We start from the raw sequence: 16693 nt of genomic DNA, 5'->3' as shown, positions 1-16693 counted from the left end.
CTGTCTTATTTGTTTGACCTGCAAAGCTAGATGGCTGCTATATTTTATATGGTTGGCATTTTTCTTGCAAAACTATAAGTAATAAGCAGTTTATAACCGTAGTGAAAGACATGTTTATTCATTTGAGCAGAGGGGCGCTATGAGTACAGAACGATTAAATATTGAGAACCGCAGATTTGCAATTGCTAGCAGCTTAGAGCCTTATATCAGCAGCGCGGCTTTAGAAAATGCATTGAATCTTTGGGAACAGCGTTACAGCAGCCAACCGGTGTATGCCTTGAATCATTTTTTAAATGATGTCTGTGAAACAGATGATTTGAAGCACTGCCGCCGTCATATTATGCGTCAAATGCTGCGGGCTTTGACCAGTTTAGAACAGCGTGATTGGTAAATATTGCAAGCAATAAAAAAAGCGGTCTTATTAGACCGCTTTTTTACTATCCAGCTTTAAGCCACCGATTCAGGTGTTGTGCGCCATAAAGTTTCTAGATCATAAAATTTGCGGGCTGTAGGAAGCATTACATGAACAACGACAAAGCCAAGGTCAACTAAAATCCACTCTGCATCGCGCTCGCCTTCAACGCCAATCGGGCGGAAGCCAGCTTTGCGCGCTTCTTCAGCAACATTATCAGCAAGAGATTTGACATGACGTGTAGATGAACCGCTTGCAATAACAATAGCATCGGCTACATTGCTGATCGCGCTTACATCAATTTCGACAATTTCTTTCGCTTTTACATCTTCGAGAGCTTCACGTACGACTTGAAGGCAAGCTTGTACGTCTTTCTTAGAACTTCCAGGAGATTCTTGAAAGTTTGAAGCGCCGGGCGATGGTTCTAAATTCATGGAGTGTATATTTTCCTGACAATTATTCATCGTCTAATATAGCGGTTTTAGTGCTGAAATTCAAATCAGCCGTATGCACAATTCAGTTTGCAGAAGCAAAGTATTTGTCTTTCCAAGCAAAAGAATTTTGTGAATGAAGTTTAGGGCGGTACTCCGCGGCAATAAAGCCGATGTAGCTGCTGTGTTTGATCCAATCGAAGATCAGCGCATAGTTCATGCTGCCTGTATCTGGTTCATGGCGTCCGGGAGTGTCTGCAAATTGAATATGGCCAATATAGTCAATATTTTCTTGCAGGGTTTCTAAGATGTCTTCCCCCATCATCGACATATGGTAGCAGTCATACTGCATTTTTAAGGCTGGGTGATTTACAGCTTCCAGCATTTCTTGCGCCTGAGCGATGTTTTGAATAAGAAAGCGCGGCATATCTACGCAATTAATCATTTCAAATACAGGCTGTATCCCTTGGCCTGACAGCATGCTGCAAGCCAATCTTAAGTTAGAGGCCAATGTTTTTAGGCATGGCAGCAGATCGGCATCCATCGGCTGTTTGCCTGCTAAAATATTGACACTGGGGACATTCAGCGCAGAAGCATATTGAATTGCTTGCTCTAACGCGCGGTGAAACTCAATTTCTTGTCCCGGTATGCCAGCCAGCCCATTGCCGCCAGACATTAAATCACCCGCAGGGACATTAATCAGGCAGAGGCTTAAGTCATAGACAGTCAGCTGGGTTTGAATTTGCTCAATGCTGAGCTCGTATGGAAATTGGATTTCCACATGATCAAAACCATGCTGACGCGCAAGTGCAAAGCGTTCAATCAGCGGTACTTCTGTAAAAATCATTGAAAGGTTTACAGCGAGTTTATTCATGCGGATGCTCCTTAGCGCAAAGACAATAACAGTTTAACGTTTTTCAACGTGCTGAATAACTGTAGAAAGGTCTGCTTCAGCAAAGCCATTGTTCTGATGCGCCTGAAGCTGGCTCAGGGCTTTTTGCGCAACTGGAATGTTCAGCTGCAATGAAGCCGCCAGCTGCACAGCATTATTCAAATCTTTTGAAAGGGTTTGTACTTTCCATTGCACGGGTTCAAAGCTATGCGCAGCCATACGCGGACTTAATATTTGAAAGGGCTTAGAGTCTGCAAAACCGCCGGCAAGCGCTGGCGCCAGCAAAGCCGTGTCTACGCCTGCTTGGTCTGCCAATGCGACCGCTTCCGCAATTAATGTGCTGTTGGCTGCCACAATCAGCTGATTGCAGATTTTAGTCGCTTGACCTGCTCCTGTTTCACCCATGCGGGTGACACGCTGCGACAGCACATTGTAAATGGGATGCAGCTGTTCAATCGCGGCCGCATTTCCGCCTGCAAAAATAACCAAAGATCCTTGTTCAGCGCCAGCAGTGCCGCCAGAAACAGGGCAGTCAATCCAATATGCTTTGTGTTCTGCAGCGGCCTGAGCCAGCTTTTTTGTCTGTCCCACAGAGAGGCTGGAAAAATCTGCCAGCACTTGGCCCGCTTGTAAATGAGGCTGAATTTTTTCAAAAACGGCCTGCACGGCAGCATCATCTGCTAGGCAGAGCAGTACAGCAGGATATTGGCCAATCTGATCTAACTGTAAAGGCTGAGCGCCCATTTCGAGCAATGGCGTACAAGCATTGGCGGTACGGTTCCAGACTGCGACTTCAAAACCGGCTTGGATCAGGCGGGACGCCATGCGGCTGCCCATCAGGCCCATACCTAAGAAAGCTATTTTTGTATGTCGGTCAAAGCTCATCGCTGTATTCACTCCAATGCTTGTGTTGTGCTTAGCTTAGCGGAATTGGCGCGGCAAAAACTGAACCTCTGGGTTTTTGTCTTTTTTACGCGCCAATTTGCTGTTTTTGCCAAGCAGCAGTTTGAGCTGCCAAATTTTTTCTAGGCGTAAAGATTTTTTAGGCTGATGCTCCATGGCATCCAGTACACGTTTTGCGGCCATCAGCGCATCTGGAGAGCGTCCCAGCATTTCTTCTGCAAGGCTTTGTGCCTGAGCTAGAGGCGAATCTGTCAAGTGTGTAACCAAGCCCACACTTTTTGCATATTCGGCGTCAAAAATACGGGCAGTCAAGGTCAGCTCTTTTGCCAGATCTAGGCCGATGATGCCTTTTAATGAGCGGCTAAGGCCCATGTCCGGCACGAGGCCCCAGCGGCTTTCCATAATGGACATTTTCGCTGCTGGATGGGCAATACGGATATCTGCCGCCAGCGCAAGCTGCATGCCAGCGCCAAAACAAAAGCCTTCAATCGCTGCAATCACAGGGACAGGCAGCTCTTGCCAAATTAAAAAAGCTTTTTGAAACAGGCTTTGTCCCGGGCGGATCAGCTCCCATGCTGCATAAGCGGTGTTTTTAGGATTGTTGAGGTCTGCTAAGTCAATGCCTGCACTGAATACTTGCGCTTCACCAGTTAAAATGACACAGCGGATTGAGCGGTCTTTTTTAATTTTATTGGCGGTGCTGACCAGTTCTTTCAGCAGCGCAAAGCTCATAGCATTGCGTTTGTCCGGACGGTTAAGCGTGACCGTTGCAATGCCGTTATTTTTTTCAAATTTTACCAGTGCCATGTTAATAACTCTTTTATTTTCCTTGCTTGGAGCATAGCATGCGGCGCTTTTACAAGGATGACAGCGCAGTCACGGTTTTGTCAGAAAAGGCTTAGCTGCTGTGCTGCGCCAAAACATGCTGCGCAGCCAGTTCAACTTGCTGAATAATGGCTTTCATTTCATCAAAGCGTTTCAGCACTTCTTGCACAAAGCTGTCATCGGCTTTACGGCGTTCTTTTCGCAATGTGGAAACAAACTGTTCAAAACTGCCAGTCACTTCTTGCAGGCTTGGTGTGCCAACGTAACGGGTTGCGCCGTATAAGCGGTGCAAGACATGTTCTAATTGAGGGAAGTCTTCAAGTTCAATCAGCTGTTCAATTTCATTTAATTCCGCGGCAAAACTGTCGGTCAGCATTTTGAGCAAATCCAGCGCCAAGTCTTCTTTATTGGCCGCCAGCTGCAGCGACTGCTGCCAGTCTAAAATATTGGAATCTAAAGACTCTATAGCAGCGGTACGTTCAACAGTCGGCAGTTTCTTAAAATTCTCGGTCGTCCAATGCGTTAAAATTTGGATGATTTGTTCAATTTGAATTGGTTTGGTGACATAGTCATCCATACCGCCTTGGAGCAGTTTTTGTTTTTCATCAGATAGCGCATGTGCGGTTAAAGCGATAATCGGCAAGCGTTTATGGTCTTCAAAAGTCGACTCAAGTGAGCGGATAGCGCGGGTCGTATCTATACCTGACATCACCGGCATTTGAATATCCATAAATACTAGATCAAAGGCTTTCAGGCCTTGTGTATACCGGGATTCAATGATGTCGATCGCTTCTTGTCCGCTGAGCGCTTTAGTTGTAGTGACATTCAGCTCAGAGAGAAGGGCTTCTAGGACAATCAAATTCGGCAAATGGTCATCGACGGCTAAGATATGCAGGCCTTGGCCATTAAAGTCTTCATGGGTTTCTTCATGATATTGCATATCGTTATTCAGCAAATGCACTAAAGCGCTGCGGCTGAGCGGCTGATGCAGCGGCTGCGCGCGGTATTCATTCAGCATGTTTGGATCAAGCTGCATTTGATAGCCGTAGATGGCTAAATTGCCTGTATAGCGAGAGCGGATTTCTTTCAGCATTGCTTCAGTATCGCCGCTATGGTCAATAATGAGCCAAGTATTTTCAGCGGTTTTCAGCTGGTTCAGACGGCTGAACAAATCTAAAATAGATTGCGCTTCAATATGCTGCACTGCATAGTTTTCTAAGTAGGTGCGCAGCACATTGGCTGTAGCAGGGTGCGCCAAATACGAGACAACTTTTAACTCGCTGTATTGCGGCTGAATGACTTCTTCATCTTCATTAACGGCAAACATCGCAGTAAACCAGAAAGTTGAGCCTTTTTCAGTCGGAGCGCGTTCTTGATTGTCTTCAAAGCCAATGTGGCCGTGCATCAGATTGACCAGCTGCTTGGAAATTGCCAAACCCAGTCCTGTGCCGCCAAATTGGCGGGTCACTGAGGCGTCACCCTGTGAGAAGGATTCAAAGAGTTTTTTACGGTCTGTGCCGCTTAATCCGATGCCGCTGTCCTGTACACTGAAATGCAGCAGGCATTGCCCGATATCATCATGTTCCATACGCACACGGACAATGATTTCACCGTCCGGGGTGAATTTAATTGCATTTGAAATAAGATTGGTTAAGACCTGTTTAAAACGCAAGGCATCGCCAATGACATGCACAGGGACGTTATCTGCATAGTAGAAAGTCATATCAATATGTTTCTGCGCAGCCAGCGGCGACAGCATGTCCATGACATCAAAGACAGCTTCTTCAAGATCAAATGGCGCTGTTTCCAGTTCGAGCTTTCCTGCATCAATTTTTGAAAAGTCCAAAACATCATTAATCAGCGCAAGCAAGTGTGCAGATGATTTGCGGATCGTCTGCAAATAGAGATTCTGTTCATTGCTCAAGTTGCCTTGGCGCAGCAGCAGATGAATAAAACCGTCAATACTATTTAGCGGTGTGCGTAATTCATGTGAAATATTGGCTAAAAATACCGATTTAGATTGATTGGCATGAATGGCTTGGTCACGCGCCTGACGGTAGGTGATGTTTTGCACTTCTAAAGTATCGAGTGTGCGGCGCAGGTCATCTTCAGTTTGTTCAGTATGTTCGCGCAGCTCTAAAAAGCTGAAATGCAGGCGTTTCACGACATTGGCAATATCGCGCTGCAGCAGGCGCAGCTCGCCAGTACTATTAATGACCATATGCTGATCGAGTGTGTCTGCATTTAAGCGCTGCAGCTGCATGCGGATTTCATACATCGGCGCAATCCAGCGCCGCGAATAGAAATTCAGGCAGAGCAAAAGCAGCAGTAACGTCAGCAAGCCAGTTGCAATCAACACAATTAAGACCCGATAGTGGGCAATTTCCAGCGGCTGGTTATCCAGCTCAATGATCAGCCAATAAGGTGTATTGATGTTGTCACTGATTTGCGTAGCATATACATTGTTTTGATTAAATTTAATGGGGCCAATATAAGTGTTCTTGGCGGCTTTTAATGCCGGCCAAGGATCTGTGTCCTGATAGCCGATGCTGATTTTATTTTGGCCCTTGGAGTCTAAAATGGCCGCTCTGAGTATGTATTTTTCGCTCAGCATATTCTGCAAAGAATTGCGCGCTTGATCAAACTGCCATGGGTACTGCGAGAGTAAGTTGAGCGCGCCTTCCGCTGTCGGCTGGAAGCGGGTTAAAATCGCAATGGCCATTTGCCGCTGCTGCGCCTTAGCGGCATTGGAGGTTTCTGTAATTACCAGCATTGCGCCTACACATGCCAAAATTGTAATCGGCACGAAAATGAGTGCGATCAGCTGTCCATAAGCATGATTTAAGTGCAGGCGTTTAAAAAGCTTTTTGCTGATATTTGACATGGTTTAAGCAGTTTATTCCTTATGCTCAGCATATTAGCATGCTTTATTTGAAACTGATTGCGCTTTAATCACTTTCGAGAAAAAGCCTTGCAAATGGGTGCAGGGAAAGACATTTTTTCATACAATAGGCGCACCTCGATATAGGTGCGAATAATGAGCAACACAACCCCTGATTTTCAAACAGATGCATTTTTGCTGGACAGCTATGTAGGCAAAACGCCTTTAGTCCGCTTGCAGCGTCTGGCAAGTCACACTCAAGCAACTGTATTAGCAAAACTGGAAGGCAATAACCCGGCAGGTTCGGTAAAAGACCGGCCAGCCTACAATATGATTATGCAAGCTGAGAAGCGCGGTCAAATTAAACCAGGCGATACATTGATTGAGGCGACGAGCGGAAATACAGGAATCGCATTGGCGATGGTGGCCGCCATGCGCGGCTATCAGATGAAGCTGATTATGCCGGCAAGTTCTAGCCAAGAGCGTAAAGATGCAATGCGTGCTTATGGCGCAGAGCTGATAGAGTCTGCAACGATGGAAGAGGCGCGTGATATGGCTGCGCAAATGCAGTCTGAGGGTGTTGGCCTTGTGCTCAATCAATTTGGCAATCCAGATAACTCTGAGGCGCATTATTTAACGACTGGCCCTGAAATTTGGCAGCAGACTGGCGGTAAAATTACCCATTTTGTCAGTTCAATGGGAACGACTGGCACGATCATGGGGATTTCTAAATATCTGAAAGAAAAAAATCCAGACGTTCAAATTGTGGGCCTGCAGCCGTCTGAAGGTTCAAATATTGCAGGGATCCGCCGCTGGCCAAAAGAATATTTGCCGACAATTTTTGATGCAAGCCGTGTAGACCGCATTATGGATATTCCGCAAATTGAAGCGGAAAAAACAGCGCGTAAATTGGCGCGTAAAGAAGGGATCAGTGCCGGCACTTCATCAGGCGGTGCAGTTTGGGCATCCGTCAAATTGGCAGAAGAAAATCCGGATGCAGTGATTGTCTGCATTATATGTGACCGCGGCGACCGTTATTTATCTACGGGCCTGTTCTCTGTTGTCGATCCTGAATAATCTGCCGTGAGGCTGAGCAAAGACTTATGCGTTTACCTGTTTTAACTTTTGATATTGAAACCTTAACTGACTTAAAATCGGGTGCGCATTTGCATGGACTGGATTTGCCTGAAGCAGATTTAGAATCTGCATTGGCAAAACTGCGCAGACAAGAGTCCGGTACAGATTTTCAGCGCTTGCCCTTGCATGAAATTGTCTGTATTTCAGGTCTTTGGCTGGATGAAAATGGTTTGAAGCTGTTTTCATTTAGCCGTGAGCAGTATTCTGAGGCAGAAATATTAAGACGCTTTTTTTCTATTTTTGATAAGCGCAATCCAACACTTGTGAGCTGGAATGGTTCACAGTTTGATTTGCCTGTGATTTTATTCCGCGCCATGTATCATGGACTTTCTGCAGTAAGTTTGTTCGATCAGGGCGAGATTGATACGCAAAAGCGTTATAATAACTACCAGAATCGTTATCATCAGCGCCATGTTGATGTGATGGATGTGATGGCAATGTTTAATGGCCGCAACTTCCTGAAACTGGATGATGCTGCGCATCTGCTGGGTTTTCCCGGCAAACGCGGTGATGGCGCTTATCGTGTGCCCGAGTATGTGCGTGAGCAGCAGTGGCAAAAACTGACCAGTTATTGTGAAGGCGATGTGCTGAATACTTGGCTGATTTATTTACGCTTTCAGTTGCTGAAAGGGCAAATTTTGCCGGCAGATCATCAGCATTTGATCCAATCTACGATTCAGTATTTATATACACAGCCGCAGCAGGCAGCGTTTTTATCTGTTTGGCGTGAAACCTCTAAACAGACCGATTTTACTCAATTTGATTTTCCATCTTCCCCCAATTAGGTCCGCATGAAACATAGAGCCAAGCCCCCAAAAGCACCGCAGCCAAGTTACATTTTTCAGGTTGAGTCGCTGTCACATGAGGGGCGCGGCATTGCTCACTACGGCTCACATCCCGATCATCCTTTGGAAAAGCATGGTAAAAAAGTATTTATCCGTTATGCGCTTCCGGGGGAAACTGTACGCGCTGTTATTACGCATGCGGTGAAACGTTTGGAAGAAGCGGATTGTTTGGAGCTGCTCAGTGAGCCTTCTGCAATGCGTGTTCAGCCTGCATGTGCGCATTTTGGCACCTGCGGGGGCTGCAATATGCAGCATATCCATCCTGATGAGCAAATCCGCCTTAAGCAAAATGTATTGAAGTCGCATATGACGCATTTTGCAGATTTAGAGCCTGATGAATGGCTGGAGCCGCTGCGTTCAACCCGTGAAGATTACCGCCGTAAAGCCCGTATTGGTGTACGTTATCTACCTGCTAAAGATAAATTAGTGGTTGGTTTCCGTGAAAATGCCAGCAATAAATTAATCTCAATTGACCGCTGTTTGGTACTTGATCACGCATTTGGCTCAATAACCCGTCTGAAGCAATTACTCCAAAGTCTAAAAGGCAAAAGGGATATTGGTCATATAGAATTAGCAATGGGTGATACACAAATCGCGCTGCTGGTTCGTCACACAGAAAAATTGTGCAATAGTGATGTCAACGAATTACAAAAATTTGCGTTACAGAAACAGTGGCAGCTATATTTACAGCCAGAAGGTCCTGAAAGTTTAAGCCGTCAGGACGGACAAGCCGGTGAGATGCGTCTGCATTATGCACTGCCTGATTTTGATGTGAACTTTGGATTTAATCCCTTGGATTTTACGCAAGTAAATTCAAGCATTAACCCGAGAATGGTCAAACTGGCATGTGATTTGCTTCAATTGAAGCAAGGTGAGCGGGTATTAGATTTATTCTGCGGATTAGGGAATTTTTCATTGCCGCTTGCGCGCTGCGTAGGTGCATCAGGACGCGTTGCGGCTGTAGAAGGCAGTGAAGAAATGGTCAAACGCGGGGCAGAAAATGCTTTAAATAATGGCATTTCTTGGCTCGATTTTTATTCACAAGATTTAACAAAAGATTTTTCGCATCATTCTTGGGCAAATCAGGGATTTGATGCATTATTGATTGACCCGCCGCGCTCCGGTGCGGAAGAGGTAATGCAATATTTGCCTAAATTTGGTGCAAAAAGAATCGTTTATGTATCGTGTAACCCCGCCACGCTAGCGCGTGATGCAGGTATTTTGGCACAGCAAGGCTATCGTTTAAGCAAAGCAGGCGTGATGGATATGTTTACCCATACAGGACATGTCGAGTCGATTGCATTGTTTGAGCAAGCCGGACAAGACAGCCAAATAAACGATTAAAGCCGTAATGAAGAGTAAAAAAATTAGGAGTAGGGTATGGTCACAGTACGGGAACAACTCCCGGGACGTCTTAATGAGCTGTCTCAGGAAGCGACTGTAGAACATGCCGATCAAGCGCTGCAGGATTTAGACGAATGGCTGAATCGTGTTCGCGGCATATTAGACGGTGAAGCGCTGACGCAGCTTGAAGAAGTTGCGCATCTGACACTGCAAAAAGAAATGGAATCTACCGTCAGCCATCGTTCAAATACCTTTTATACGGGTATTGAAATGGCCGATATTTTGGCGCATTTGCATGTCGATGAAGATACCTTGTCAGCAGCAATGCTGTACCGCTGTGTGCGTGAAGGTGTAATGCCGCTGGACGAAGTGCTGGAAAAATTTGGCGAACAAGTGCATGCCTTGGTAAAAGGCACGCTGTCCATGGGTAAGCTGTCTGAACTGATTGAACAAAATAAACGCTTAGAAGATCATTTTAATAATAATCAGCGTGAGCATTTATCAGGCATTTATAAAATGCTGATTTCAGTGACGGAAGATGTCCGTGTTGTATTGGTCAAACTGGCTGAACGTACCTATGCGCTGCGTGAGCTGGCGCATTCATCACGTGAGCGTCAGGAACGTGTTGCGCGTGAAGTGTTAACTATTTACTCACCGCTTGCGCACCGCTTAGGCATAGCGCAGCTGAAGTGGGAGCTTGAAGATTTAGCCTTCCGTTATCTTGCGCCTGAGCGTTATAAAGAAATTGCTTCTTTATTGAATGAAAAGCGTTTGGAGCGTGAACAGTACATTCAGTTTGTTATTGAAAAACTGCGCAATGAACTGGCAGAGCATGATATTGAAGCCGAAATTAACGGCCGGGTAAAGCACATTTATTCGATCTATCGAAAAATGAAAAGTAAAAACCTGAGCTTTGATCAGCTTTATGATATCCGTGCGCTGCGTGTACTGGTGAAATCGGTGCCGGAGTGTTATCACACTTTAGGTATTGTGCATCAAATCTGGCGTCATATACCGCATCAGTTTGATGACTATATTACCAATCCGAAAGCCAATGGCTACCGTTCGCTGCATACAGCGGTGATTGCAGAAAACAAATCTCTTGAAGTGCAAATCCGGACCAACAGCATGCATCAGGAAGCAGAGCTGGGTGTATGTTCGCATTTTAACTATAAAGAGGGTTCAAAAAATACCGACCAGTCTTTTAATCACCGTTTACATTCATTGCGTTCAGTTTTGGAGCACTACCAAGAACGCAATGATGCCAGCGCGCATAAAGACGAAGAAAGCACTGAGAATTTTGAACAAATTCAAGATTTTGAAGGCTTTGAAAAGATTTATGTATTTAGCCGTGACGGCGATATTAAAGAATTGCCCCGCGGTTCTACAGTATTGGACTTTGCTTATCACGTGCATACGCAAGTGGGCAACAAGTGTTATGCAGCCCGTGTAAACCAGCGTTATGTGCCGCTGACTTATACGCTGAAAACTGGTGAGCAGGTTGAAATTCTGACCAAGAAAGACCGTGAACCAAACCGTGACTGGCTGGTGAACTCGCTGGGCTACATTAAAACTGCCCGTGCGCGAGACAAACTGCGTCACTGGTTCCGTCAGCAGGACCGCAGTAAGAATTTGGAAGTGGGCCGTGACCTGCTGAACAAAGAGCTGGCGCGTTTAGCGATCCACCCGAAAAGCATTGATTTAAGTGATTACTGCAATCACTTCAATGTGAAATTGGGTGAGGACATTCTGATTGGCTTAGTGAATGGCGATATTAGCCTGCATGCGCTGATTAATCAGGTCAACCGTCATATGCATTTGGATCAGGATGAGCCTGAACTGGTGCTGAAGCCGACACTCAACCCGCGCGCCAGCCATACCTTGTCGGCGCATGGTATTTTAATTGACGGTTTAGATAACGTAGAACTGCATATCGCGCAGTGCTGCCAGCCTGTGCATGGCGAGTCGATTGGCGGCTACATTACACTGAATCGCGGTGTGAGCATTCATAAGGTGGCTTGTCCAGATTATGTACGCATGATCAGCCAAGAGCCTGAGCGCGCTGTTGAAGCAGATTGGGAAATGCAGCCGACACGCGGTCAAAGCGTGCAGATAGTGGTGGAAGCGTATGACCGCCGCGGCTTATTGAAAGATCTGACTCAAGTGATCTTCTCTGATCAAATTAATATCCGTCAAGTGAACACTATTTCAGAGGCGGACGGCATTGCGAATATGAAACTGCTGATTGAAGTCAAAGGTTTGGCGCAGCTGTCGCGTTTGTTGGCCCGTCTTGAGCAGCAGCCGGGTATTATCAGTGCGCGCCGTTTGGTTCAAGGTAACTGATACGGCAGCCAAAACTGTAAATAAAAGACCCGCAATTTGCGGGTCTTTTATTATCTATATATTTTAATGAGCATAAAAAACCCATCCGAAGATGGGTTTTTATAAAGCGGTGTTTGAATTAATGAGGAATTTCTTCTTCTTCATCAAACTCAGGCTTCACTTGAACAATAAAGTCTTGACGGTTTAGACCGCGCCATAGCGAGAATGCAGTACCGATATAAATAGACGAATATGTGCCGACAAAAACACCGACAAACATTGCGATAGAGAACCATTTCAGACCTTCACCGCCAAAGAACATCATTGCAAGCACCACCAGCAATAGTGTCATTGAGGTATGAATGGTACGGCGAAGTGTTTCCGTCAATGCAATGTTGACGATTTCCAGCGGTTCTGCACCGCGGATTTTACGGAAGTTTTCACGGATACGGTCCGAGACCACAATATTATCGTTCAGTGAGAAGCCGATAATTGCCAGTAATGCCGCCAGTACCGTCAAATCAAATGGCCATTGCATAAGGGCAAAAATACCCAGAGTCACAATAATGTCATGGAATAATGACAGTACAGCGCCAATAGCGAGTTTAAATTCGAAACGGATCGTGACGTATACCAGCATCAGCAGTAAAGCAAGCGCTACAGCCCCGCCAGAACGCATATACAGCTCATTGCCGACTTGGCCGCCCACAACATCAACCTTGTGTACTTCTGCGCTGTTTCCAGGCAGCTGTACGGCCGCTGTAATTGCTTTAGTCAGATCAGCAGCTTCTGCATTTTCCTGTACAGGCATACGGACCATCAGATCACGGTTCGAACCAATCGTTTGTACGACAGCATCATTAAAGCCGGCTTTGGCTAAAGACTGGGTAACATCCGAAGCTTTCACCGGCTGACTGTAGTTCAGCTCAGCAGAAATACCGCCAGTGAAATCTAGACCAAGGTTTAGGCCTTTAGTCACAATGAAAAATAAGCTTGCCACAGTCAGCACAATGGAAAGAATGGCTGCCGGCAGGGCAATCTTCATGAACGGAATGACCCGCTCATCTTCTGGACGGCCGTATTTTTTAGGATTAAGTTGAGTATTATCAGTCATCATCGATCTCCTAAATGCTCAACTTTTTCAGGTCGCGTTTTTTACCATAGATCAGCTGTACGATTGCGCGTGTTACAGTAATTGCTGTAAACATTGAGCAGACGATACCGATCATCAGTGTAACGGCGAAGCCTTTAATTGGACCTGTACCAATTGCGAACAGAATAAACGCAACGAGGAATGTGGTTAAGTTTGAGTCGAAAATGGTGTTGTAGGCACGGTCATAACCAGCAACAATGGCTTGCTTAGGCGACGCCCCCCATTTCATTTCCTCTCTGATCCGCTCACATATCAGTACGTTGGCATCGACTGCCATACCAATTGTGATGACGATACCCGCAATACCCGGCAGGGTAAGCGAAGCGCCAATCCAAGACATGACGGTTAAAATCATGGCCAAGTTCATCACTAATGCAAAGTTGGCAATTAAGCCGAATAGACGGAAGAAAACCACCATCCAGATTGCAACCAGCAAGAAACCGAGCTGTGTCGACATGACGCCTTTATCAATATTTTCTTGACCTAGGCTTGGACCAATTACACGCTCTTCTACGAAGTACATTGGCGCAGCTAAAGCGCCTGCACGCAGCATCAGCGCGAGTTCTGCCGCTTCTTGCGGAGAGTCAAGGCCGGTAATTCGGAATGATGAACCCAGTACAGCCTGAATCGTTGCCGCATTAATCACGACTGATTCTGTGTATGGCGTACGGACTTCAGTTTGTGTTCCTGTCGCCGGGTCAGTTACATAGCTGATTTTTTGTTTATTTTCAATAAACAGCACCGCCATACGTTTGCCTACAGCTGAACGTGTCGCTTCAGACATCAGTTTGCCGCCGGCAGTATCCAAAGTAATGTTTACTTCGGCGCCGCCAGTGTCTTGGCTGAAACCGCTAGAGGCGTTTTGAACACGTTCACCTGTTAAAATACGTGTACGGTTCAACAGCAATTGGCGGCCGCTGTCTAAAGACTCATAAGCAAATACTTCAGTGCCTGGCGGTACGGAACCTTTTGCTTGACCTGTATAAGGGTCAATGTATTGGTCGTTCAGATCAGATACAAGACGGAATTCTAAGTTTGCAGTACGGCCTAAAACACGTTTCGCTTCAGCGGTATCTTGCACACCCGGAAGTTCAACCACAATGCGGTTGCTGCCTTGAGTTTGCACCAATGCTTCGGCAACGCCTAACTCGTTAATACGGTTGCGCAGCGTTGTTAAGTTTTGGTTAACGGCATAGGATTCAATTTCTTGCTTGCGGATGTCCGTGTAGTTCAGGCGCAGGCTGGCGCCTTCGCTGGTTGCAATCGCTTGCTGTGTATATTCATTGCCATTGCTGCGCAAGAAGTCCATGACTGCGGCGCGGTCTGCATTGTTTGCAAACTGCATCGTAATGGTGTTGTTATTCAGTGTCAGGCTGTTAAATTTCAGCTTGCTGTCACGCAGCTGACGGCGCAAGTCTGCAGCAGATGTTTCCATACGCTGTGAAATGGCTTTGTCCATATCGACTTCAAGCAGGAAGTGAACACCGCCGCGTAAGTCTAAGCCTAATTTCATTGGCTTAGCGCCAATTTTTTGCAGCCATTCTGGTGTAGTCGGCGCAAGGTTTAAAGCAACAACATAATCATCACCTAGACCTCGGCGCAAAGCATCTTTTGCTTTTAATTGGGCTTCGCTTGAGTCTACACGCAGTAAAGCGGCATTGTTTGTGAAGCTGTTGTCATGTGTTGCAATGTTATCACTTTTTAAAATCTGCTCTGCTTTTTGCACGATGCTCTGGTCAATTTGAGTACCGGCTTTGGCACCCGAAATTTGAACAGCTGGTTCATCTGGATACAAACTTGGCAGGGCATATAATGTGCTGATCACTAGAACCACAAGGATCAGCAGATATTTCCATGCTGGGTAACGCATCTGTTTTCTTCTTAAAATGAAAAAAGTCGTGCAGAAGCACGACTGTTTTTTGATTAAAGGTTGTTTAAAGTGCCTTCAGGGAGAACTGAAATCACACTTGCGCGCTGAATTTTCACTTCTACACCGCGGCTTAACTCAACCACTGCAAAATCACCTTCAATTTTGATGATTTTGCCCATTAAACCGCCGGCAAATACAACTTCGCTGCCTACACCTAGGCTTTCAACTAACGAGCGGTGTTCTTTTGCACGTTTTGCTTGAGGGCGCCAGATTAAGAAATAGAAGATTGCTACGAATACGGCAATCATCAAAAGGTTCGCCATCATGCTAGGCTGTTGTGCAGCTTCGCCAGCGGCGTGGGCAGTAGAAATAAAAAGGCTCATCGGTATTTCCTAAAACGAATAAAATTGTATATCAATTACATGACAATAAATTAGCTTGTTCTGCAATTTACCTTGTCTTTTTCTTCAGTGCAAATACTGACTGAATCAATCTTCAGGACAAGGCGGCACTTCTAGTCCGCGGCGTGCATAGAAGTCAGCAACAAAATCATCAAAAGTGCCGTTGTCTAATGCATCACGCATCATTTCTGTCAGGCGCAGGTAATAACGCAAGTTATGGATTGTGCCCAGCATAGATCCCAGCATTTCACCGCATTTTTCTAAATGGAATAAATACGAGCGGGTAAAGTTCTGGCAAGTATAGCAATCGCAGTGCGGATCTAATGGGCGCTGGTCATGGCGGTACTGGCTGTTGCGGATACGCACCAAACCGTCAGTGACAAAGTAGTGGCCATTACGCGCATTGCGGGTCGGCATCACGCAGTCAAACATATCAACACCGCGGCGTACCGCTTCTACGATATCTTCTGGTTTGCCTACACCCATTAGGTAGCGAGGTTTATCCGCAGGCATTTTCTCTGGAAGGTAATCAAGAACTTTGATCATCTCTTCTTTTGGTTCTCCTACAGACAGGCCGCCAATGGCATAGCCGTCAAAGTCGATATCCAGTAAGCCTTTTAAAGATTCGTCACGCAGGTCTTCGTACATGCCGCCTTGGATAATGCCGAATAGGGCATTGCGGTTTTTCAGTACTTCATGATGCTGGGTTTTACAGCGCTTCGCCCAGCGCAGAGACAGCTGTAAAGATTTTTGAGCTTCTTCATGTGTTGCAGGATAGGGTGTGCATTCATCAAAAATCATCACAATGTCAGAATTCAGCGTATGTTGAATATCCATTGAGATTTCAGGAGATAAAAAGACTTTTGAGCCGTCAATTGGGGAGCGGAACGTTACGCCGTCTTCTTTAATTTTACGCATTGCGCCTAAGCTGAAAACTTGGAAGCCGCCTGAGTCCGTTAAAATAGGTTTGTCCCATTTCATGAACTGGTGCAAACCGCCATGTTCTTTAATCACATCTAAACCTGGGCGCAGGTATAAATGGAAAGTATTGCCTAAAATGACTTGTGACTTAATTTCTTTAATGTCACGAGGCAAAACGCCTTTAACCGTGCCATAAGTACCTACAGGCATGAACATTGGCGTTTCAACGACACCATGTTCAAGCGTTAAACGCCCACGGCGGGCACGGCCCGACTGAGCTAATTTCTCAAACTTCATAAAAGGTCCAAATCAAGGCGAAAAAACAGTTCGCTGATCGATAGTGCTAAAAGTACACT

At 45.9% G+C, this 16693-nt stretch carries 14 protein-coding genes; 5 read left to right on the top strand and 9 right to left on the bottom strand.

The window, feature by feature from the left end; translation table 11 throughout:
• The first annotated feature begins 139 nt into the window (after positions 1 to 139).
• On the top strand, positions 140 to 391 hold the full coding sequence (locus D7V32_RS11345; protein WP_120402989.1) for a hypothetical protein: 252 nt from the start codon (positions 140 to 142) through the stop codon (positions 389 to 391).
• Between the two features lie 56 nt (positions 392 to 447).
• Here D7V32_RS11345 and rsfS read toward each other — a convergent pair whose 3' ends face one another.
• From rsfS to D7V32_RS11320, 5 genes are all read right to left on the bottom strand, one after another.
• Positions 448 to 846, bottom strand: a complete 399-nt coding sequence (rsfS, locus tag D7V32_RS11340) for a ribosome silencing factor (RefSeq protein ID WP_120402988.1) — start codon at positions 844 to 846, stop codon at positions 448 to 450.
• 82 nt (positions 847 to 928) lie between these two features.
• Positions 929 to 1717 carry a hydroxypyruvate isomerase family protein gene (locus D7V32_RS11335; protein ID WP_120402987.1) on the bottom strand — a complete coding sequence of 263 codons (789 nt, stop codon included), beginning with the start codon at positions 1715 to 1717 and terminating at the stop codon, positions 929 to 931.
• A 33-nt stretch (positions 1718 to 1750) separates the two neighbouring features.
• The gene (locus D7V32_RS11330) at positions 1751 to 2620 is read right to left on the bottom strand and encodes an NAD(P)-dependent oxidoreductase (RefSeq protein ID WP_120402986.1); all 870 of its coding nucleotides are present in this window, start codon (positions 2618 to 2620) and stop codon (positions 1751 to 1753) included.
• A 36-nt stretch (positions 2621 to 2656) separates the two neighbouring features.
• Complete coding sequence (locus tag D7V32_RS11325; protein WP_120402985.1) at positions 2657 to 3445, bottom strand: crotonase/enoyl-CoA hydratase family protein; 789 nt, start codon at positions 3443 to 3445, stop codon at positions 2657 to 2659.
• Between the two features lie 91 nt (positions 3446 to 3536).
• Entirely contained in the window at positions 3537 to 6347 is a 2811-nt protein-coding gene (locus tag D7V32_RS11320) for a GacS-like sensor histidine kinase (protein WP_120402984.1), read from the bottom strand.
• 153 nt (positions 6348 to 6500) lie between these two features.
• Between D7V32_RS11320 and cysM the strand changes: the two genes are divergently transcribed.
• Genes cysM through D7V32_RS11300 form a run of 4 tightly spaced genes read left to right on the top strand, consistent with a single transcriptional unit; the run spans position 6501 to position 12013 of the window.
• Positions 6501 to 7421 (top strand): cysteine synthase CysM, encoded by a 921-nt coding sequence (gene cysM / locus D7V32_RS11315; protein WP_120402983.1) that lies wholly within the window; start codon positions 6501 to 6503, stop codon positions 7419 to 7421.
• Positions 7422 to 7447: 26 nt separating this feature from the next.
• A complete protein-coding gene (locus tag D7V32_RS11310; protein WP_120402982.1) occupies positions 7448 to 8266 on the top strand; it encodes a 3'-5' exonuclease in 819 nt (272 codons plus the stop codon).
• Between the two features lie 6 nt (positions 8267 to 8272).
• On the top strand, positions 8273 to 9670 hold the full coding sequence (gene rlmD / locus D7V32_RS11305) for a 23S rRNA (uracil(1939)-C(5))-methyltransferase RlmD (protein ID WP_120402981.1): 1398 nt from the start codon (positions 8273 to 8275) through the stop codon (positions 9668 to 9670).
• Positions 9671 to 9706: 36 nt separating this feature from the next.
• Positions 9707 to 12013, top strand: a complete 2307-nt coding sequence (locus tag D7V32_RS11300; RefSeq protein WP_120402980.1) for a RelA/SpoT family protein — start codon at positions 9707 to 9709, stop codon at positions 12011 to 12013.
• 118 nt (positions 12014 to 12131) lie between these two features.
• On the opposite strand, the gene secF is transcribed toward D7V32_RS11300, so the two are convergent.
• From secF to tgt, 4 genes are all read right to left on the bottom strand, one after another.
• Positions 12132 to 13109, bottom strand: coding sequence for a protein translocase subunit SecF (gene secF / locus D7V32_RS11295; protein ID WP_171407646.1), 978 nt, complete (start codon positions 13107 to 13109; stop codon positions 12132 to 12134).
• 7 nt (positions 13110 to 13116) lie between these two features.
• Complete coding sequence (secD, locus tag D7V32_RS11290) at positions 13117 to 15015, bottom strand: protein translocase subunit SecD (RefSeq protein ID WP_120402978.1); 1899 nt, start codon at positions 15013 to 15015, stop codon at positions 13117 to 13119.
• A 53-nt stretch (positions 15016 to 15068) separates the two neighbouring features.
• A complete protein-coding gene (yajC, locus tag D7V32_RS11285; protein ID WP_120402977.1) occupies positions 15069 to 15398 on the bottom strand; it encodes a preprotein translocase subunit YajC in 330 nt (109 codons plus the stop codon).
• A 105-nt stretch (positions 15399 to 15503) separates the two neighbouring features.
• Entirely contained in the window at positions 15504 to 16634 is a 1131-nt protein-coding gene (tgt, locus tag D7V32_RS11280; protein WP_120402976.1) for a tRNA guanosine(34) transglycosylase Tgt, read from the bottom strand.
• Between the last annotated feature and the right edge of the window lie 59 nt (positions 16635 to 16693).

Origin of the sequence: Acinetobacter tianfuensis, from assembly GCF_003611465.1 — a bacterium.
GTDB classification, from domain to species: domain Bacteria; phylum Pseudomonadota; class Gammaproteobacteria; order Pseudomonadales; family Moraxellaceae; genus Acinetobacter; species Acinetobacter tianfuensis.
Note: the sequence above shows the minus strand (reverse complement) of the source record. Positions and strands in the feature narration are given on the sequence as shown.